The organism is Streptomyces sp. NPDC054783 (assembly GCF_053611725.1).
Map to the genome: position 1 here is coordinate 106,075 of NZ_JBSHAY010000008.1, position 19,185 is coordinate 125,259.

18 protein-coding genes and 2 pseudogenes are annotated in these 19,185 nt (G+C 71.9%); 13 read left to right on the forward strand and 7 right to left on the reverse strand.

All coding sequences use genetic code 11. The features are described from left to right. Nucleotides 1-99 precede the first annotated feature (99 nt). From ACWGJ5_RS16705 to ACWGJ5_RS16735, 7 genes and pseudogenes are all read left to right on the forward strand, one after another. Nucleotides 100-339: pseudogene (locus ACWGJ5_RS16705) on the forward strand (citrate:proton symporter); the annotation flags it as partial. Continuing rightward, nucleotides 335-1,324: pseudogene (locus ACWGJ5_RS16710) on the forward strand (MFS transporter); the annotation flags it as partial. The pseudogenes ACWGJ5_RS16705 and ACWGJ5_RS16710, both read left to right, overlap by 5 nt. A 100-nt stretch (nt 1,325-1,424) precedes the next feature. Continuing rightward, a complete protein-coding gene (locus tag ACWGJ5_RS16715) occupies nt 1,425-2,114 on the forward strand; it encodes a hypothetical protein (protein WP_453310455.1) in 690 nt (229 codons plus the stop codon). Next, complete coding sequence (locus ACWGJ5_RS16720; RefSeq protein WP_453310456.1) at nt 2,101-2,787, forward strand: class F sortase; 687 nt, start codon at nt 2,101-2,103, stop codon at nt 2,785-2,787. The genes ACWGJ5_RS16715 and ACWGJ5_RS16720 overlap by 14 nt, the downstream gene beginning before the upstream one ends. A 136-nt stretch (nt 2,788-2,923) precedes the next feature. Next, nucleotides 2,924-4,264 carry an ABC transporter ATP-binding protein gene (locus ACWGJ5_RS16725; protein ID WP_453310457.1) on the forward strand — a complete coding sequence of 447 codons (1,341 nt, stop codon included), beginning with the start codon at nt 2,924-2,926 and terminating at the stop codon, nt 4,262-4,264. Between the two features lie 125 nt (nt 4,265-4,389). Continuing rightward, complete coding sequence (locus ACWGJ5_RS16730; protein ID WP_453310458.1) at nt 4,390-5,778, forward strand: aldehyde dehydrogenase family protein; 1,389 nt, start codon at nt 4,390-4,392, stop codon at nt 5,776-5,778. A gap of 15 nt (nt 5,779-5,793) precedes the next feature. Next, nucleotides 5,794-6,876 (forward strand): Zn-dependent alcohol dehydrogenase, encoded by a 1,083-nt coding sequence (locus ACWGJ5_RS16735; RefSeq protein ID WP_453310459.1) that lies wholly within the window; start codon nt 5,794-5,796, stop codon nt 6,874-6,876. Between the two features lie 2 nt (nt 6,877-6,878). On the opposite strand, the gene ACWGJ5_RS16740 is transcribed toward ACWGJ5_RS16735, so the two are convergent. The 3 genes from ACWGJ5_RS16740 to ACWGJ5_RS16750 all read right to left on the reverse strand — a co-directional run bounded on the left by ACWGJ5_RS16740 (nt 6,879) and on the right by ACWGJ5_RS16750 (nt 9,376). Continuing rightward, nucleotides 6,879-7,817, reverse strand: a complete 939-nt coding sequence (locus tag ACWGJ5_RS16740) for a DMT family transporter (protein WP_453310460.1) — start codon at nt 7,815-7,817, stop codon at nt 6,879-6,881. A 144-nt stretch (nt 7,818-7,961) separates the two neighbouring features. Then, entirely contained in the window at nt 7,962-8,675 is a 714-nt protein-coding gene (locus tag ACWGJ5_RS16745) for an ArsR/SmtB family transcription factor (protein ID WP_453310461.1), read from the reverse strand. Nucleotides 8,676-8,716: 41 nt separating this feature from the next. Next, nucleotides 8,717-9,376, reverse strand: coding sequence for a TetR/AcrR family transcriptional regulator (locus ACWGJ5_RS16750; RefSeq protein ID WP_228618549.1), 660 nt, complete (start codon nt 9,374-9,376; stop codon nt 8,717-8,719). 100 nt (nt 9,377-9,476) lie between these two features. Here ACWGJ5_RS16750 and ACWGJ5_RS16755 point away from each other — a divergent pair, with 100 nt between their 5' ends. The 3 genes from ACWGJ5_RS16755 (at nt 9,477) to ACWGJ5_RS16765 (ending at nt 11,721) form a co-directional block, all read left to right on the forward strand. Then, nucleotides 9,477-10,628, forward strand: a complete 1,152-nt coding sequence (locus tag ACWGJ5_RS16755; RefSeq protein WP_453310605.1) for an acyl-CoA dehydrogenase family protein — start codon at nt 9,477-9,479, stop codon at nt 10,626-10,628. Nucleotides 10,629-10,715: 87 nt separating this feature from the next. Beyond that, nucleotides 10,716-11,003 carry a YiaA/YiaB family inner membrane protein gene (locus ACWGJ5_RS16760; RefSeq protein ID WP_228618551.1) on the forward strand — a complete coding sequence of 96 codons (288 nt, stop codon included), beginning with the start codon at nt 10,716-10,718 and terminating at the stop codon, nt 11,001-11,003. A gap of 73 nt (nt 11,004-11,076) precedes the next feature. After that, a complete protein-coding gene (locus ACWGJ5_RS16765; RefSeq protein ID WP_453310462.1) occupies nt 11,077-11,721 on the forward strand; it encodes a TetR/AcrR family transcriptional regulator in 645 nt (214 codons plus the stop codon). On the opposite strand, the gene ACWGJ5_RS16770 is transcribed toward ACWGJ5_RS16765, so the two are convergent. After that, nucleotides 11,712-12,173 carry a MaoC family dehydratase gene (locus ACWGJ5_RS16770; RefSeq protein ID WP_453310463.1) on the reverse strand — a complete coding sequence of 154 codons (462 nt, stop codon included), beginning with the start codon at nt 12,171-12,173 and terminating at the stop codon, nt 11,712-11,714. The genes ACWGJ5_RS16765 and ACWGJ5_RS16770 overlap by 10 nt on opposite strands. Before the next feature lie 115 nt (nt 12,174-12,288). Between ACWGJ5_RS16770 and soxR the strand changes: the two genes are divergently transcribed. Beyond that, a complete protein-coding gene (soxR, locus tag ACWGJ5_RS16775; protein WP_453310464.1) occupies nt 12,289-12,747 on the forward strand; it encodes a redox-sensitive transcriptional activator SoxR in 459 nt (152 codons plus the stop codon). 70 nt (nt 12,748-12,817) lie between these two features. Here the strand turns inward: soxR and ACWGJ5_RS16780 are convergent, their stop codons facing one another. After that, entirely contained in the window at nt 12,818-13,885 is a 1,068-nt protein-coding gene (locus tag ACWGJ5_RS16780) for an RNA ligase (ATP) (RefSeq protein WP_453310465.1), read from the reverse strand. A 149-nt stretch (nt 13,886-14,034) separates the two neighbouring features. Here ACWGJ5_RS16780 and ACWGJ5_RS16785 point away from each other — a divergent pair, with 149 nt between their 5' ends. After that, the gene (locus tag ACWGJ5_RS16785) at nt 14,035-14,769 is read left to right on the forward strand and encodes a hypothetical protein (RefSeq protein ID WP_453310466.1); all 735 of its coding nucleotides are present in this window, start codon (nt 14,035-14,037) and stop codon (nt 14,767-14,769) included. On the opposite strand, the gene ACWGJ5_RS16790 is transcribed toward ACWGJ5_RS16785, so the two are convergent. Further along, entirely contained in the window at nt 14,715-15,443 is a 729-nt protein-coding gene (locus ACWGJ5_RS16790; protein ID WP_453310467.1) for a 3-keto-5-aminohexanoate cleavage protein, read from the reverse strand. The two genes, ACWGJ5_RS16785 and ACWGJ5_RS16790, sit on opposite strands and share 55 nt — an antisense overlap. 112 nt (nt 15,444-15,555) lie before the next feature. Next, entirely contained in the window at nt 15,556-16,158 is a 603-nt protein-coding gene (locus ACWGJ5_RS16795) for a hypothetical protein (RefSeq protein WP_228618563.1), read from the reverse strand. A gap of 219 nt (nt 16,159-16,377) precedes the next feature. Here ACWGJ5_RS16795 and ACWGJ5_RS16800 point away from each other — a divergent pair, with 219 nt between their 5' ends. Beyond that, on the forward strand, nt 16,378-19,164 hold the full coding sequence (locus ACWGJ5_RS16800; RefSeq protein WP_453310468.1) for a penicillin acylase family protein: 2,787 nt from the start codon (nt 16,378-16,380) through the stop codon (nt 19,162-19,164). The last annotated feature ends 21 nt before the right edge of the window (nt 19,165-19,185 follow it).

Sequence of the window (19,185 nt, forward strand, 5' to 3'; positions counted from 1 at the left end):
CGACCCCCAGGTGGGATGTTCAAGGGCGAACGTTAGGTATCCGTTCATATGCTGACCATCCTCGGCTTCGCCATGATCGCGACCTTCCTGGTCCTGATCATGCTGAAGAAGATGTCGCCGATCGCGGCGCTCGTGCTCATACCCGCGCTGTTCTGCGTGTTCGTGGGCAAGGGTGCTGAGCTCGGCGACTACGTCATCGACGGCGTCACCGGCCTCGCCCCCGCCGCGGCGATGCTCATGTTCGCGATCGTCTACTTCGGTGTGATGATCGACGTCGGCCTCTTCGACCCGATCGTGCGAGGCATCCTCAGGTTCTGCAGGGCCGACCCGCTGCGTCTCCGGCGGCTGCGCGCTGAGCGGACTGGCCGGGTCCCTGTGGGCGATGGCCCTGTGGAGCGGGGTGATGGGCCTCGGCCACCTCTGCTTCGTCATCGGCGCCCAGTCTCTGGTCGCCCGCCAGTCCGCGCCGCACGAACAGGACCGCAACTTCGGGCACTTCACCATCGGCGCCTCCCTCGGCCAGCTCATCGGCCCGCTCGCCGCCGGCGCCCTGATCGGCGGCCCCGGCATGGCCCGCAGCAGCGCGCTCGCGCTCGTGGTGGCGGGCGCCGGCGCGGCGGTCGCCTTCACCTCGCTGTGGCGCATCGAGGACCGTACGGCCGTCAACTCCCGCCCGGCGCAAGGGGAGCGGGTGCCGGTCGGCCGTATCCTGCGCGCCCGTGGCGTGCCGGCGGGCATGCTCGTCAGCCTGTCCGTCCTGTCCGCGACCGACATCCTCACCGCCTACCTCCCGGTGGTCGGCGAGCACCGGGGCATCGCCCCCTCGGTGGTCGGCGTCCTGCTCAGCCTCCGTGCCGGTGCCACCATCGCCTGCCGCCTGGTCCTCACCCCGTTGCTCCGGCTGCTCGGCCGCCCCGCACTGCTGACCCTGACCTGTCTCCTGGCGGCGCTCCTGTGCGCGGGAGTCGCCCTGCCGGTGCCGGTGTGGGCACTGGCCGTGATGCTCACGCTCCTGGGCTTCTGCCTGGGAGTCGGCCAGCCCTGGTCGATGACGACGGTGGTGCAGGCGGCGCCCGAGGCGGCCCGCTCCACGGCGCTCGCGCTGCGCCTGACCGGCAACCGGCTGGGCCAGGTCGTGGCCCCGGCCGCCGCCGGCCTGGTCGCGGGCCTGGCCGGGGTGGCGGCGCCGTTCGTGATGCTGGGGGCGTTGCTGCTGCTGTCGTCGGCGGTGGCGCGGCGGTCGCCGGAGCGGCCCGAGGGGCGGGCGGACACCCCGCGGCGGGGGCGGGCGGGCTCCGGACTGCGCCACACGAGCGAACTATGACGGCGCACCGGGTGTCGGTTCGTCAGTAGAGGTGGACATCGAGCACAGTCCAGTCGAAAGAACGATTTGTATGAAAATCGTCTGACTCGGAGGAATGTGTATGCCCACCACAACCTCACCACGTGCCTTCCGCTCCCGTGCGGGCGCCACTGTCGTCCTCACCGCCCTCGCCGCGGCGGGTGCGTCGTGGGTGGTGGCGCCGACCGCTGCGGCCCAAGGGGAAAACGGCGACATCAGGGTGCACAGCGTGGGCGTTCCCTACGGTGTGTCGAAGGACGAGCCGACCGTCTGCAGGTTCTACCTCGATGCCGTCAACTTCGACATCCTGCCCAACATCCCCTACATCATCCAGGCGCAGCCCCCACTGCCCAGCGCCGCCACCGTCACCGGTGTCATCCAGCTCGCCGGCGGCGCCGGACACACCGACGCGATCGGGCTGACCGACGGCCAGTACAAGCTCACCTGGGTCGCGGCGGGTGCCGTCAAGGAGAAGCTCTTCCGTGTCAACTGCCATGACCGGCACGACGAGGGGCACGACGAGGGGCACGGTCCGAACGGGCAGATCGAGGACCACCACGACCACGATCACAGGGACCAGGACGGCCCGGGCTGGGGCAGGAGGGACGACAACGATCCGCCGAGGGGCGGTGTGCACGCGGGCGGTGGCGGACTCATCGACACGGCCGCCGCGTACTCGCCCGTTGCCGCCGCGGGTGCCGTGGGCCTGATCGCGGTCGGCGGCGGGGTGTACGTCCGCCGGAACCGCCGCCGGCCTCATGGCGCCGCGTAGACGCAAGAGGAGGCCCTGGTACCGGACCCGCGCCTACCGCCTGACCAGGACGGCCCTGCTGGTGACCGTCCTGGTGACGGTGGGCGGCCGGTGCGGGGGAGGGCACGCCGGGACCGGCCGGTCGGGCGACCCGGACGCGGTGGCGGCCGCCGGCGGACCGGGCGGCAGCGGGGAGCGACCCTGCGGGCCCCCCGCCGGACCCCCGCCCGGCCCGCTTTCCCGGTCCCGGCCGACGTCCTTCCGCGTTCCCTCCCTGGGTATCGACGCACCGATCACGGCCATCGGGCTCGACAGGGAACGACAGCTGGAGACGCCGCCCGTGGACAAGCCCAAGCTGGTCGGCTGGTACGAGGGCGGCCCCACGCCGGGCGAGTCCGGCACCGCGATCGCCGTCGGCCACCGGGACACCACGACCGGCCCCGCCGTCTTCTCCGCGCTCGCCCAGGTCAAACCCTGCAGGCTCATCGAGGTGCGGCGCGCCGACGGCCGTACCGCCGTCTATGCCGTCGACAGGATGCAGGTCTACGACAAGGCGGGCTTCCCGGACAAGGAGGTCTACGCCCCGACCGGCCGACCGGAGCTCCGCGTGCTGACCTGCGGCGGCTTCTACACCCGGCGTTCGGGCTACACGAGCAACGCGGTGGTCTTCGCACATCTGATCGCGACCAAGTGACGGGACGCGCCGTGCGATGTCTTCCCCCGGCCCGCCACATTCCGTTAACTTCCGTGACTCACAGGCCCCGTTCGACCCGCGGGGTCTTCGGACCACGGAGCAGCGGCGCTCCGGACAGCCCCCGAGGGCGGCACGCATGACACGCGCCATCGCACTGCACGACGTGAGCAAGTCCTACGCACGCGGCCCGCGTGTGGTCGACGGCCTCTCGCTGGACATCGCGCCCGGCGAGTTCCTGGTCCTGCTCGGCCCGTCCGGCTGCGGCAAGTCCACCGTGCTGCGGATGATCGCCGGCCTGGAGGACATCGACGCGGGCGAGCTGCTGCTCGACGGGGAGTTCGCCAACCACTGGCAGCCCTCCGAGCGGGGCATGGCCATGGTCTTCCAGAACTTCGCCCTCTATCCGAACATGACCGGACGCGACAACATCGGCTTCCCGCTGCGCATCGAGGACCCCGGCGCCGACCCCGCCCCCCGAGTCTTTGCCACCGCCCGCATGCTGGGCATCGAGGACCTGCTCGACCGCTTCCCCAGCCAGCTCTCCGGCGGCGAGCGGCAGCGCGTCGCCATGGGCCGGGCCATCGCCCGCCACCCCTCCGCCTTCCTGATGGACGAGCCGCTGTCCAACCTCGACGCCAAGCTGCGCAACCACCTGCGCGCCGAAATATCCCAGCTCACCCGCGAGTTAGGGGTGACCACGGTGTACGTCACCCACGACCAGGCCGAGGCGATGTCCCTCGGCGACCGGGTCGCCGTGCTGCGCGGGGGAGTGCTCCAGCAGGTCGGCACCCCGCGCCAGGTCTACGCCCTGCCCCGTAACGTCTTCACCGCCGCCTTCATCGGCACCCCGCGCATCAACCTGCTGCGCGGCCTGGTACGCGCCCCGCTGGACGGCGCCATGACCATCAGCCTGGGCAAGCAGGCCCTCCGGCTGCCCGAACCGCTCTCCCTGGACCACCAGTTGCTGCGCGTGCAGCAGGGCCGCGAGGTCATCGTGGGACTGCGCTCGGAGGCGGTGCGCATCGCCAGGCACAGCTCCGCCCGGCCGGGGGAGGTGGCGATCACCGGACTGGTGGAGCACGTGGAGTTCCAGGGCCACGAGATCCTCGTCCACTTCAACACCGGCTCCCGCCCCGCCGTCGTACCCGAACTGGAGGCCCCGCGCCCCGCCGCCCGGCCGGCGCGACGGCGGCGCAGGGAAGGCGCGACCGTGCTGGACCGGCTGCGGGAGCGGGCGGGGTCGCGGCGCGCCGGGCCGGTGGTGGTGCTCGCACACCCCGGGGACACCGGGCCGGAGCCCGCGCCGCCGGAGGGCCGGCTCCCCGGCGACCTGGTGGTGCGCACCACCCCGGACCTCCGGCTGCAGCACGGCCTGCAGGTCCCGCTCCTCGTCGACCTCGCCCATCTCTTCGTCTTCGACCAGCAGGGCGACCGCATCTGCCCGTCCCCCGACCGGCTGCCCGACCTGGACGAGTGAGCTGGACCACCTGCACGAGTGGGCACCGGCCGCCCCGGCGATGATGTCCTGGTACGTCTGGCGCCAAAAAACTAACATCGCTAGTTTGTGTGCCGGACGACGCAGACCCGCCGGGAGGAAGCAGCATGAAGGCACACGACGGCCTCTACATCGACGGCGCCTGGCGCCCCGCCGAGAACACGGATGTCATCGAGGTCGTGAACCCGGCCGACGAGCAGGTCATCGCCAGGGTTCCGGCGGGCGGTGCCCTGGACGTCGACAGCGCCGTGCGCGCGGCCCGCGCCGCCCTGCCGGCCTGGGCCGCAACGCCGCCGGCCGAGCGCGCAGCCCGCCTCACCGCCCTCCGCGACGTCCTCGTGGCCCGCAAGGACGAGATCGCCGAGACGGTCACCGCCGAGCTGGGCGCCCCGCTGCAGTTCTCGCAGGCCGTGCACGCGGCCGTGCCGATCGCCGTCGCCGGCTCCTACGCCGAGCTGGCCGCGACCCGCTCCTTCGAGGAGAAGGTCGGCAACTCCACCGTGCTGCACGAGCCCGTCGGGGTGGTCGGTGCGATCACCCCCTGGAACTATCCGCTGCACCAGATCGTCGCCAAGGTCGCCCCGGCACTCGCCGCGGGCTGCACGATCGTCCTCAAGCCCGCCGAGGACACTCCGCTCACCGCCCAGCTGTTCGCCGAGGCCGTGCACGAGGCCGGCGTGCCGGCCGGTGTGTTCAACCTGGTCACCGGCCTCGGCCCGGTCGCCGGTCAGGCGCTCGCCGAGCACCCGGGCGTGGACCTGGTCTCCTTCACCGGCTCCACCGCGGTCGGCAGGCAGATCGGCGCGGTGGCGGGCGCGGCTGTCAAGAGGGTGGCCCTCGAACTCGGCGGCAAGTCCGCCAACGTCATCCTGCCGAGCGCCGACCTCGCCAAGGCGGTGAGCGTCGGTGTGGCGAACGTGATGTCCAACTCCGGCCAGACCTGCAGCGCCTGGACCCGCATGCTGGTCCACCGCGACCAGTACGACGAGGCGGTCGAGCTGGCCGCCGCGGCTGCCGCCAAGTACGGCGAGCGCATCGGCCCGGTCGTCAACGCCAAGCAGCAGGCGCGGGTGCGCGGTTACATCGAGAAGGGCATCGCCGAGGGCGCCCGCCTGGTCTCCGGCGGCCCCGAATCCCCGTACGGGAAGGGCTATTTCGTCAGCCCCACCGTCTTCGCGGACGTGACCCCGGAGATGACCGTCGCCCAGGAGGAGATCTTCGGCCCGGTCCTGTCGATTCTGAGGTACGACGACGAGGAGGACGCCCTGCGCATCGCCAACGGCACGGTCTACGGCCTCGCGGGCGCCGTCTGGGCGGGCGACGAGGCCGAGGCGGTGGCCTTCGCCCGGCGCATGGACACCGGCCAGGTGGACATCAACGGCGGCCGGTTCAACCCCCTCGCCCCCTTCGGCGGCTACAAGCAGTCCGGAGTCGGCCGGGAGCTCGGCGCGCACGGACTCACCGAGTACCTCCAGACCAAGTCCCTCCAGTTCTAAGGAAGTACCCGAGACATGGCCGTACGAGCCGCCGTCCTGCCCGCCATCGGCGCACCCCTGGAGATCACCGGCATCGAGCTGCCCGACCCGGGCCCCGGACAGGTCCGGGTCCGCCTCGCCGCCGCCGGCGTCTGCCACTCCGACCTGTCCCTGTCCAACGGCACCATGCGCGTCCCGGTCCCGGCCGTCCTCGGCCACGAGGGCGCCGGCACGGTGGTGGCCGTGGGCGAGGGCGTCACCCGTGTCGCCGCGGGTGACGCCGTCGTCCTCAACTGGGCCCCGTCCTGCGGGAGTTGCCACGCCTGCACGCTCGGCGAGGTCTGGCTGTGCGCCAACGCCCTGAACGGCGCCGCCGGCGTCCACGCCCGCACCACCGACGGCACCGACCTGCACCCCGGCCTGAACGTGGCCGCGTTCGCCGAGGAGACGGTCGTCGCCGCGTCCTGTGTGCTGCCCCTGCCGGAGGGCGTGCCGCTGGTGGACGCCGCCCTCCTCGGCTGCGCCGTCCTCACCGGCTACGGCGCCGTCCACCACTCGGCGAAGGTCCGCCCGGGCGAGACGGTGGCCGTCTTCGGCGCGGGCGGAGTCGGCCTCGCCACCCTCCAGTCGGCCCGCATCGCGGGCGCGTCCAGGATCATCGCGGTCGACGTCTCCCCGGCGAAGGAGGAGCTGGCCCGCGCGGCCGGCGCCACCGACTTCGTCGTCGCCTCCGAGAACACCCCCCGTGAGATCCGCGCCCTCACCGGCAAGCAGGGCGTCGACGTCTCGGTCGAGTGCGTGGGCCGCGCGGTGTCGATCCGCGCCGCCTGGGACTCCACCCGCCGGGGCGGGCGTACGACGGTCGTCGGCATCGGTGGCAAGGACCAGGAGGTCACCTTCAACGCGCTGGAGATCTTCCACTGGGGCCGCACCCTGTCGGGCTGTGTCTACGGCAACACCGACCCCGACCGCGACATCCCGGTGCTCGCCGGCCACGTGCGGGAGGGCCGCCTGGACCTCTCCGCGCTGGTGACGGAACGGATCGCCCTGGAGGGCATCCCGGCCGCCTTCGAGAACATGCTCGCGGGCAAGGGCGGCCGGGCGCTGGTGGTGTTCTGAGGTCAGGTGACCTTCTCGGGTCGCGGCTCCTCACCGGCCGCGACCCGGACCGTCCGGCCGCCACGGGCCCGGGACCGCGACACCGCCACGCCCGCGAGACACAGCACACCGCCGCCCAGCGTGAGCGCGCCCGGCACCTCGCCGAGCGCCAGCCACGACATCAGCACCACCAGCGCGGGCACCGCGTACGTCGTCGCACCCATCCGGCTGGCGGTCGTACGGGCCAGGGCGTAGGCCCAGGTCGTGAAGGCGAGGGCGGTCGGGAAGACGCCCAGGTAGACCATGTTCAGGGTCGCCGACGCGGGCGCGTGGGCCACCTCGTGCGCCAGCTGGCCGGCGAACGGCAGACACGCCACGGCCCCGACCAGACACCCGAACGTCGTCACCTGCAGGGCACTGGCGTGCCCCAGGGCCGGCTTCTGCGCGACGACGCCGGAGGCGTACGCCACGGCTGCGAGCAGGCACAGCACCACGCCGAGCAGCGAGTTGCCGCCGCCGCCCGACATCGACAGTCCCACGGTCACCGCGCCCGCGAACGACACGACCATCCCGGCCAGCAGCCGCGGCGGCATCGGATCACCGAGCAGCCGGGCGCCGAGCAGGGCGATCAGCAGCGGGCCGACGTTCACGACGAGAGCGGCGGTACCGGCGTCCACCTGCTGCTCGCCCCAGTTCAGGACGGCCATGTAGAACCCGAACCACAGCAGCCCGGAGAGCAGGATGCCGCGCCAGGCGGCCCTGGGCGGCAGCCCCTCCCGGCGTACGGCCCATATGACCCCCAGCGCGAGGGCCCCCGACGCCAGCCGCCCGAGGGCCAGCGCACCGGGGGAGTACTCCTGCCCCGCACTCCGGATCGCCACGAAGGCCGACGCCCAGAGCACGACGGTCACGCAGGCGGCGCCGGCGGGGAGAAGACGTTGACGTGGGTCGGCGTTCATCATGCTCCCGACGTTAGGTAGGGGAATGTGTCCTGGCTGGCGGAAATCGGACGGGGAAGCGCCCCGCAGGGGCGCGGGGAACCGCGCGAGCGACCACCACGGAGCCGCACCCGGCAGACCATCGAACCCCCACCCCCGTGGCCGCACTCAGCACAGCTCTTCCGGCGGAATACCCAGCAGCGCGGACAACTCCCGCTCCCCCGACGGAGTCACCTTCACCGCCCGCTGCGACCCGATCCGCACACACCACCCCGCATCCAGCGCATGCCGGCACAACGCGGCCCCCGCCACCCCCGCGAGATGGGGCCGCCGCTCGGTCCAGTCCAGGCAGGCACGGGCCAGCGGCCGCCGCCCCGACACCTCAAGAGCAATCCCCGCCGCACGGAACCACTCCACGCCCGTGTCCGTGAGCGCGAACCCGGTGTCCTGCCGCAGCAACCCCCGCAGGGTCAGCGCGTCCGTGACGGCGATCCCGAGCCGCCCGGCGAGATGGTCGTAACAGGTACGCCCCCGAGCCATCGCGGACCCCGCACTCGATTCCCGCAGCGTCCGCGGAGAGTGGCGTACGGCCGCCGGAGGCACCCGCGCGGCGAGGTCCTCGACTAGCTCCGCCGCGCGCGCGTCGGCGAGCCGCACATACCGGTGCCGCCCCTGCCGTTCCTCCGCGAGCAGGCCCCCGGCCACCAGCTTGCCCAGGTGCTCGCTGAGCGTCGACGCGGCGACCCCCGCGTGCCGGGCCAGCTCACCGGCCGTCCAGGCCCGCCCGTCGAGCAGGGCCAGCAGACACGCGGCCCGGGTCTCGTCGGCGATCAGGGCGGCGAGCGCGGCCAGGCCGGCGGCCTGCGGGTCCTTGGCGGTCATACCGCCCAGCATGCGACACGGACACTTCGGCCCCCACCGAATTATCGCTGCACGCTCTGCTGTACCTGCTGCCGTACCTGCTCGTACTGCTGCGCCAGCCCGTCCAGCAGCGCCGTCAGGCCGGTCTCGAAGGCCCGCTCGTCGATCTTCTCCTGCTGCTCGGCGAGCAGATGGGCCTGGCCGAGGTGGGGATAGTCGGCCGGGTCGTACGCGCTCGCGTCGTCCACGAAGCCCCCGGCGAACGAACCGAGTGCGGAGCCCATGATGAAGTACCGCATCAGCGCGCCGATGGAGGTCGCCTGGGCCGGCGGCCAGCCGGCGTCGACCATCGCGCCGTACACCGCGTCCGCGAGCCGCAGGGCGGCCGGGCGGCGGCCCGGGCCCCGGGCCAGCACAGGGACGATATTGGGGTGGTCGCGCAGGGCGGCCCGGTAGGAGACGGCCCAGTCGTGCAGCGCGGTGCGCCAGTCCCGGCCGTCCTCGAACATCGACAGGTCCACCAGACCGCTCACCGAGTCGGCGACCGCCTCCAGGATCTCGTCCTTGGTGCGGAAGTGGTTGTAGAGCGAGGGCCCGCTCACCCCCAGCTCGGCGGCGAGCCGGCGGGTGGAGACGGCCGCCAGGCCCTCCCGGTCCACGAGTTCCCGGGCCGTCTCGACGATCCGGTCGGTGCTGAGGAGGGGCTTGCGCGGTCGGGCCATGGCGCACATAGTAGGGCTGCGCGCGGAAACTAGCAGTGCTAATTTAAATGTACGGCTTTCAAGATCCGTCGCTGGATTCTTTCTGTGGGGTGATCGCGTGGTGAACCTGGAGCTGAGCGAGGAGCAGGCCGCCGTACGGCAGCTCGCCCGGGACTTCGTGGAGCGCGAGATCGCCCCGCACGTCGTCGCCTGGGACCGGGCCGAGGAGGTCGACCGGGGCATCGTGAAGAAGCTCGGCGAGGTCGGCTTCCTGGGGCTGACCATCGACGAGGAGTACGGCGGCTCCGGCGGTGACCACCTCGCCTACTGCCTGGTCACCGAGGAGCTGGGCCGAGGGGACTCCTCGGTCCGCGGGATCGTCTCGGTCTCCCTCGGGCTCGTCGCCAAGACGGTCGCCGCCTGGGGCGACGAGGAGCAGAAGCGGCGCTGGCTGCCGGGGCTGACCGCGGGCGAGTACGTCGGCTGCTTCGGCCTCACCGAGCCCGGCACCGGCTCCGACGCGGGCAACCTCACCACCCGCGCCGTACGCGACGGCGACGATTACGTCATCAGCGGCACGAAGATGTTCATCACCAACGGCACCTGGGCCGATGTGGTCCTGCTCTTCGCCCGCTCCACCGGCGCCCCCGGCCACAAGGGCGTCTCCGCCTTCCTCGTGCCCACCGACACCCCCGGCCTGACCCGCCGCACCATCCACGGCAAGCTCGGCCTGCGCGGCCAGGCCACCGCCGAACTCGTCCTTCAGGACGTGCGGGTGCCCGCGTCGGCGATGCTGGGGGAGGAGGGCAAGGGCTTCTCCGTCGCCATGTCCGCGCTCGCCAAGGGGCGGATGTCGGTCGCCGCGGGCTGCGTCGGGATAGCCCAGGCGGCGCTGGACGCCGCCGTGCGGTACGCCGGTGAGCGCGAGCAGTTCGGCAAGCCGATCGCCCGCCACCAGCTGGTGCAGGAGCTGATCAGCGACATCGCCGTCGACGTGGACGCCGCGAGGCTGCTCACCTGGCGCGTCGCCGGTCTGGTCGACCGCGGGCAGCCGTTCGCCGTCGAGTCCTCCAAGGCCAAGCTGTTCGCCTCCGAGGCCGCCGTCCGCGCCGCCAACAACGCCCTGCAGGTCTTCGGCGGTTACGGCTACATCGACGAGTACCCGGCCGGCAAGCTCCTGCGCGACGCCCGCGTGATGACCCTCTACGAGGGCACCAGTCAGATCCAGAAGCTGCTCATCGGGCGTTCCCTGACCGGGGTTTCGGCGTTCTGAGCACTTCCCGGACACACGTCGTCTCTGAGTATGTGTCTGAGTACTTCGGCGGATGTGGCGCGGGCCACGTCCGCCGATGCTTCTGCCATGAGTGACACACCGGTCAAGCAGCAGAGCACGGCCGCGTTCTACGGGCAGGCCGTCGCCTCCTTCTCCATCGCCATGGCGGCCACGGCCGTCGGCATCTACCAGCTGGACACCAGCGCCTGGGTCCGGGCCTTCCTCGCCATCGCCGTCCTCTACCTCGTCACCTCCGCCTTCACCCTCGCCAAGGTGATCCGGGACCGCCAGGAGGCCGGGCAGATCGTCAGCCGCGTCGACCAGGCGCGGCTGGAGAAGCTGCTGGCCGAACACGACCCCTTCGAAAAGCTCTGACCGGCTGCACTAAGCGCTCGCTCACCGTCGGCGGTATGGTGGTGCTCCTGCCATCGAGAGGGGCGAGCGAGCGATGAGTACGGCGGAGGAGACGACCGGCGGCGAAGTGGAGCCGTGGGAAGAGGTCACCCCGGACGCGGCCCGACGGCTGCTTGTCGCCGCCGTGGAGGCCTTCGCCGAGCGCGGCTACCACGCGACGACCACCCGCGACATCGCGGGCCGGGCCGGCATGAGCCCGGCCGCGCTCTACATCCACTACAAGACCAAGGAAGAGCTGCTCCACCGGATCAGCCGGATCGGTCACGACAAGGCCCTCGACATCCTGCGCACGGCCGCGCGGCGGGAGGGCACCGCGACCGAGCGGCTGGCCGACGCCGTCAGCTCCTTCGTCCGCTGGCACGCGGGGCGGCGCACCACCGCCCGGGTCGTGCAGTACGAACTCGACGCCCTCGGCCCCGAGGCCCGCGCCGAGATCGTCGCGCTGCGCCGCCAGGTCGACGCCGAGGTGCGCGGGATCATCGAGGACGGCGTGGCCTCGGGCGAGTTCGACGTGCTGGACGTCAAGGGCACCACGCTCGCCGTGCTGTCGCTGTGCATCGACGTGGCCCGCTGGTTCACCGTGGACGGTCCGTTCACGCCCGAGGAGGTCGGCGCGCTCTACGCCGACCTCGTGCTCCGGATGGTCGGGGCCGAGCAGGGGCCCTGGGCTCAGACGTAGTACCGGGACACCGACTCCGCGACGCACACCGGCTTGTCGCCGCCCTCGCGCTCCACGGTGAAGGCGACGGCCACCTGGACGCCGCCGGTGACGTCCTCGACGCCGGTGATCTTCCCGGTGGCGCGCAGCCGGGAGCCGACGGGGACGGGGGAGGGGAAGCGGACCTTGTTGGTGCCGTAGTTCACGCCCATCGTCGCGCCCTCGACCCGGATCAGCTGCGGGCCGAACAGCGGGAGCAGCGAGAGCGTGAGATAGCCGTGGGCGATGGTGGTTCCGAAGGGGCCCGTCGCGGCCTTCTCCGGGTCCACGTGGATCCACTGGTGGTCGCCCGTGGCCTCGGCGAACAGGTCGATGCGCTTCTGGTCGACCTCCAGCCAGTCGGTGTACCCCAGCTGCTCGCCGACGGCCGCCTTCAGCTCGTCGGGGGAGGTGAAGGTCCTCGGTTGTGCCATGTTCCCGGCCTCTCGCTCGCATCTCGCTCACGTCTCTAAGCAACTGCTTAGCATGGTCGGGTGAGGGACGCCTGTCAACGACTGGGACCGGCACCGGGCGACTAGGCTCTCAGGAGTGCCCCAGATTCCCGAGAAGATCCACGAGCTGACCGTCGGCCAGTTGTCCGCGCGCAGCGGCGCCGCGGTGTCCGCCCTGCACTTCTACGAGTCCAAGGGCCTGATCACCAGCCGCCGCACGCCCGGCAACCAGCGCCGCTACAGCCGTGACACCCTGCGCCGGGTCGCCTTCGTACGGGCCGCGCAGCGGGTCGGCATTCCGCTGGCCACGATCCGGGACGCGCTCGCCGAGCTTCCCGAGGAACGCACGCCGACGCGGGAGGACTGGGCGCGGCTGTCGGAGAAGTGGCGCTCGGAGCTCGACGAACGCATCAAGCAGCTGAACCGTCTGCGCGACCACCTCACCGACTGCATCGGGTGCGGGTGCCTGTCCCTGGAGAACTGCGTGCTGTCCAACCCGGACGACGTGTTCGGCGAACGGCTGACGGGGTCGCGGCTGTTGGCGGAGGGCCGCTGAGATCCGGCGGATGCCGGCGAGCGTTCCGGCCCCCGCCACGCCCCGCCCCGCCACGACACCGGGCGACCGGTCACTCGTACTCGGTCCCGCCCTTGCGCGTCAGGTACGCCGGGCTCACCGCCTTCGCGATCGCCCGGCCCCCGGTCACCGCGCTGTACCGCTCCACGGCGGGCCGTATCACCACGCCCTCCCGCAGATGCAGCCCCCGCCCGGACACCGTCTCCCGTCCGCTCGCGAACTCCAGCACCCGGTCGATGTCGTACGGCCCCGCGTACAGCCGGGGCACCACCGGCAGCTCCCCCTCCAGCAGCTCCGCCGCGTCCAGCCGGCGCACGGCGCCGTCCACGTCCGCCGAGACGTCGAACGCCGCGTACCCCAGCGTGTCCCGCCGCCCGTCGGCGCCGTACGACAGGTCCTGCACTCCCGCGCCGTACACCTCACCGAAGATGCCGATCCGGCGTGCACCGAGCCGCTCGGCCAGCCGGGCCGCCGCCTCGGCGACGCCGTGTCCCCGGATCGCCCGCCAGTACAGGTTCCGCGGATCCTCCCTCAGGGCCAGCGACTTGGCACCGAAGCCCTTGGAGGACACGAACACCCGCCCCTCGTCGGCGACATACGTCAGCAGGCAGGCCGAGCCGTGGAGCTTCTCCGTCAGGACGACCGGCTCGCCCGGGGTGAAGATGTCCGGGTAACGCTGGATGTTCTCGATGTCGACCCACGGCAGCAGGTCGGGAGCGGACTCCACCTCGCCGTTCATGGTCGGCGGGATCGGCGGCACCCACTTGGTGATGCCCAGCCGCTCCGCGAAGTCCGTCCCCTCGGCCGCCGCCCGCGCCAGGTCGACGTCCGCCAGCGCCCTCGGCCGGCACACGATGCCCTGCGACAGCTCGCCGCGCAGCCGCACCGCCTTGACCCGGTTGGCCTCGCCGCCCGCCAGCCGTCCCGTCAGACCCAGCTCCTCGATCAGCTCGGCGGGGAGCACGGACTGCTCGGGGACGTAGACGGCGGCCTCACCGGTGCGGTACGCACCCTTGGCGACGACGGCCCGGTACAGGCCCACCTGGGCCAGCTCGAGCGCGTCGGCGTTCGGATGCTCGTGGACGGTCAGCACTTCGGCGGTGACCCGCAGAGTGGACATGGGACTCCCCGTGTTCATCGGTTCGGTTTCATCGGCTCCACTGTCCGGACGGGAATCGGGTGGAGCGAGCCGATTTACGGCTGATAGCGTCGGCCTCTTCGGCCGGCCCCGGCGCCGCGCACGGAGTATCGAACGGGGACCCAACTCCCTTGCCCACGCCTGCCCTTGCCGCCGCGCTCGCGGACATCGACACCGTCTTCAACGGCTTCTCCAGCCCCACGGAGACCGGCTGCGAGCGCTGTTTCGCGCCGGAGGAGACGGCGTATCTGCGCACGCCCTGCACACGTCTGCCACCCGCCCTGCTGAGCCGGTTCGTGCGCAAGGTCCCGGACCACTTCGAGGACCACGCCGCCGTGATGCGGCGACTGCTGCCCCAGTGCGCGCACGCGATGGCGGACGGCACCCTGGACGACGTCGGCTGGGCACCGCACGGGCTGAGCCGGGTGGACTGGCGATCGTGGCCGGCAGCGCAGGCCTCGGCCGTCGAGGCGTTCGTGCTCGCCTGGTGGGAGGACGTGCTCGCGGCGCCCGAGCCGCCGTACAGCGCCGAGCACGTCCTCGAGACCTGCGCCTCGATCCTGCGCACCCTGACCCCGCTGCTCGACCGGTGGCCGGCCGGTCCCGTCGCCGACGCCCACCTCGCGGGCTGCGCCCGCTCCTGGCTGTACGACCTGGTCAACGACGACTGGCCGTTCACCTGGTGGGAGCCCGAGGACCGGGCCGCCGGTGTCGCCGAACTGCGGTCCTGGCTCGCCCGGCACGCCCCCGAGCGGCTGCGGGCCCGGGGCGAGCCGGATCTGGCGATCCGTGCCCGGCTCGTCGGCCTGCCCTACGACGAGCGCTGGAACGACCCGTACTGGACCAGCCCCTCCGCGACCAGCTGAGCATTCCCCGCCGCCCGTCGGCCGTCCGGCAGGAACAGGGTGTCCTCCAGACCGATGCGGGTGGCCAGGCCCAGCCGTCCGGCCAGCCTCAGCACCGGCCAGGTGCCGCCCTCCTCGCCGTGCAGGAGCACCGGGCGGCCGTGGGCCGTGCCCAGCTCGGTGAGCAGGGTGCGCGCCGAGGCCTCGGCCGTCGCCGGGTCCGGGTCGGTCACCTCCGCCAGCACGCGCAGCACCCTCGGCCCGAGCGGTGAGGCCGCGAACCGGGCCGCGCCGTCGGTGCCGGACCAGATGCCCGCCTCGACGCCCACACCCATGGCGATGAGCTGGTGGGCGACCGCTTCGGCGCCCGGCTCATGCCAGTTGACCGAGGCGAAGTCGGGCAGCACGGACCAGCCGCGCACCCGGGCGAGCCGGACTTCGGGATCGGGCTCCGCCCAGGCACCGGTCGTCACCCCGACCGGCACCGGCACCCGCGCCCGTATCGCCTCCAGGGCCGGAGCGAGGACGCGCGGGGAGAGGCTGTCGTGTCCGCACGGCGTCTTCGGGTGGACGTGCACCGAGGTGGCCCCGGCCGCCACGGCCCGGGCCGCGGAACGGGCCATCTCCTCGGGGGACGTCGGCAGCCCCGCGCCCTCGGCGGCCGAACGGCTTCCGTTGAGACACACCTGCATCATGCTGTTGATGGTGCCAGTCGCCACTGACAACGGCCCCCGGTCACCGCACCGCAGGGGGCGCGGCATCCCCCAACGCACCCCCCGGACATGCCCCCCGTTGGTACAGCACTGCTCAGGCCGACATCAGCAGCCGCCCCCGCCTCGCGAACTCCAGTGCCTGCGGCGTCAGTACCGGACGCGGTACGAGGATGCCGCAGTCCGTGCAGACCGGGCCGGACGACGGCTCGTGGTCCAGGCCGTACCGCCAGACCAGGCGGTCTCCGCCGCACACCGGGCAGCCCGAGCCCGGTTCCCGCTCCAGGGCGGCGATCAGCCGGCGCAGCACCTCGGCCAGCGGCGCCCCCGGATGGACCCGCGGGTCGTCGCACCACGCGACCCCGAAGCCTCCCCAGGTCAGCCGGTGCCAGTCGTCCACGCTGCCCGGCCTGCGCAGCCCGTCGTGCTTCTCCTTCCTGCGCCGCTCGGTGAAGTCGGTCTCATAGGCGAGCCAGACGGACCGGGCCTCCTCCAGCTCCTCCAGTGCGGCCACGAGCCGCGCCGGGTCGGGGGAGCGGTCCTCGGGGCCGAAGCCCGCCCGGGAGCACAGATGGTCCCAGGTCGCCCGATGCCCGTAAGGGGCGAACTTCTCAAGGCACTTGCGCAGTGAGTAGCGCCGCAGTGCCAGATCGCAGCCCGGATCGCGTACCTGTCTCGCCAGACTCCGGAAACCGGCCATCGCCCTGCACCTCCGTCACACCTGCACCTGTACTTCGGTCACTTCGGCGTCGTCGCACGGACGTCGCCGAATAGACGTATCGACAGGCGAATCGGCTCCATCTCTTCGCGTGCTGTCTTCTGCTTCCTGCTTGCGGACTCCGGAAAGTGACGCATGTTCACCTTTAAAGCTGGGGATACCGGCGGTAACGTTCGGCCACCTCTGTCGCTAGGAGCTGCCATGCCACGGCGAACCCCACGTATCACCCTTGACAGACTGAGAACGTCCCGCCGCTTCAGCGGGTTCCTGAAGACGGCGTCGATATGCGTTCTCGTCGCCGGACTTCTCTCCCCACTCACCCAGACCGCGTCCGCCGCCGCGGCCACGGCCTCGAACGACTACTGCGGCGGCCAGTGCTCGGACATCCTGCCGCCAGGCGAGAACGGCAACGCCACGCTCGCCCAGATCCTGCTCAACCAGGCCTTCGGCACCCAGCCCTCGCACGCCGAGGACCAGCTCGGCCCGTACGCCAACCTGGCCGGCGGCTACAAGGGCCTCACGGACGCCACGATCAACAACTTCTTCAACGACGCCTCCTTCGGTGTCCCGTCCGACCAGGTCGCCTCCACCGAGAAGCCGGGCGGACGCGGTGACGTGACGATCGTCCGGGACAAGAAGTCCGGTGTGCCGCACATCACCGGCACCACCCGCTACGGCACCGAGTACGGCGCCGGGTACGCGGCGGCCGAGGACCGGCTGTGGCTGATGGACGTCTTCCGGCACGTCGGCCGCGGCCAGCTGACGTCATTCGCCGGCGGCGCGGCCGCCAACCAGGGCCTGGAGCAGCAGTTCTACCGCAACGCGCCCTACACCGAGACGGACCTGCAGGCGCAGATCGACAACGCCGTCGCCAAGAACGGGGCCCGCGGCCAGCAGGCCCTCGCCGACGTCAAGGCCTATCTCGACGGCGTCAACGCCTACATCGACGCCTCGGACAGCGGCCGCTACTTCCCCGGCGAGTACGACCTGACCGGCCACAAGGACCCGATCACCAACGCCGGCACCATCGATCACTTCAAGGTCACCGACCTCGTGGCGCTGGCCTCCGTGATCGGCTCGCTGTTCGGCGCCGGCGGAGGCGGCGAGGTCAACAACGCCCTCTCCCTGCTCGCCGCCCAGTCCAAGTACGGCGTCGAGGAGGGCACCAAGGTCTGGGAGTCCTTCCGCGAACGCAACGACCCCGAGGCCGTCCTCACCGTCCACGGCGGCGAGAGCTTCCCCTATGGCGGCAGGCCCGCCGACGCCAAGGGCGAGGCGCTGCCCGACGCCGGCTCGGTCACCCAGGAACCGCTGGTCTACGACCGTACGGGCAGCGCGGCCACGGCCGCCGCCAAGAGCACGTCCGCCACCGCCGCCAAGGCCACCCTCGGCTCGGCCAGACGCGGGATGTCCAACGCCCTCGTCGTGAGCGGCAAGTACACCGCGAGCGGCCACCCGATCGCCGTCTTCGGACCGCAGACCGGCTACTTCGCCCCGCAGCTGCTCATGCTCCAGGAGATCCAGGGCCCGGGCATCAGCGCGCGCGGCGCCTCCTTCGCGGGTCTGAGCATGTACGTCGAACTCGGCCGCGGCCAGGACTACTCCTGGAGCGCGACCACCTCCGGCCAGGACATCATCGACAGCTACGCCGTCGAGCTGTGCCAGGACGACTACCACTACCTGTACCACGGCACCTGTACGGCGATGGACAAGGTCGAGCAGAAGAACTCCTGGTCGCCGACCACGGCGGACAGCACGCCGGCGGGGTCGTACACCATGCGGGCGTGGCGGACGAAGTACGGCCCGGTGGAGTACCGGGCGACCGTCGGCGGCAAGAAGGTCGCCTACACCACCCTGCGCTCCTCGTATCTGCACGAGGCCGACTCGATCATCGGCTTCCAGATGCTGAACGACCCGGACTTCGTCAAGGGCCCGAAGGACTTCCAGAGCGCGGCCCAGCACATCAACTACACCTTCAACTGGTTCTACGCCGACGCCCAGCACACCGCGTACTACAACAGCGGTGACAACCCGGTCCGCGCGGCAGGCGTCGACGCCGAGTTCCCGGTCTGGGCGCAGCCGGCGTACGAGTGGCAGAACTGGGACCCGGCCACCAACACGGCCGACTACACCCCGGCCTCCGCCCACCCCAACTCCATCGACCAGGACTACTACGTCTCCTGGAACAACAAGCAGGCCAAGGACTACACGACCGCGTCCTGGGGCGACGGATCCGTGCACCGCGGCAACCTGCTGCAGGACCGGGTGAAGAGGCTGGTCGCGGCCGGCGGGGTGACCCGCGCCGAACTGGTGCAGGCCATGGCGGACGCGGCCCTCGCCGACCTGCGCGCCGAGGACGTGCTGCCGAAGCTGCTCAAGGTGATCAACTCCTCGACGGTGACCGACTCCACGGCCGCCGCGGCGGTGAGCAAGCTGCAGGCCTGGGTGGACGCGGGCGCCAGGCGCACGGAGACGTCCGCCGGTTCGAAGGCCTACGCCGACACCGACGCGATCCGCATCCTGGACGCCTGGTGGCCGCTGCTGGTCAAGGCGGAGTTCGAACCGGGCCTCGGCAGCGACCTGTACACGGCCCTGACGAACAACCTGTCGGTCGACGAGGCCCCCTCGGCCGGTCACGGTCCGACCGGCGCGCACGCCGGAAGCTCCTTCCAGTACGGCTGGTGGAGCTATGTCGACAAGGACATCCGAGCGGTGCTCGGGGAGAACGTGCAGGGCGGGCTCGCCGAGAAGTACTGCGGCGGCGGCAGCCTCAGCGCCTGCCGGGCCGCCCTGATCAGCACCCTCGACCAGGCGGCCGGGACGACCGCCGCCCAGGTCTACCCGGGCGACGACCAGTGCTCGGCCGGCGACCAGTGGTGCGCCGACTCGATCGTCCAGCGCACCCTGGGCGGCATCAAGCACGGCAGGATCAGCTGGCAGAACCGGCCGACGTTCCAGCAGGTCGTGGAGTACACGTCGCACCGGTGAACCGGTCGGCGTGATGCGGGC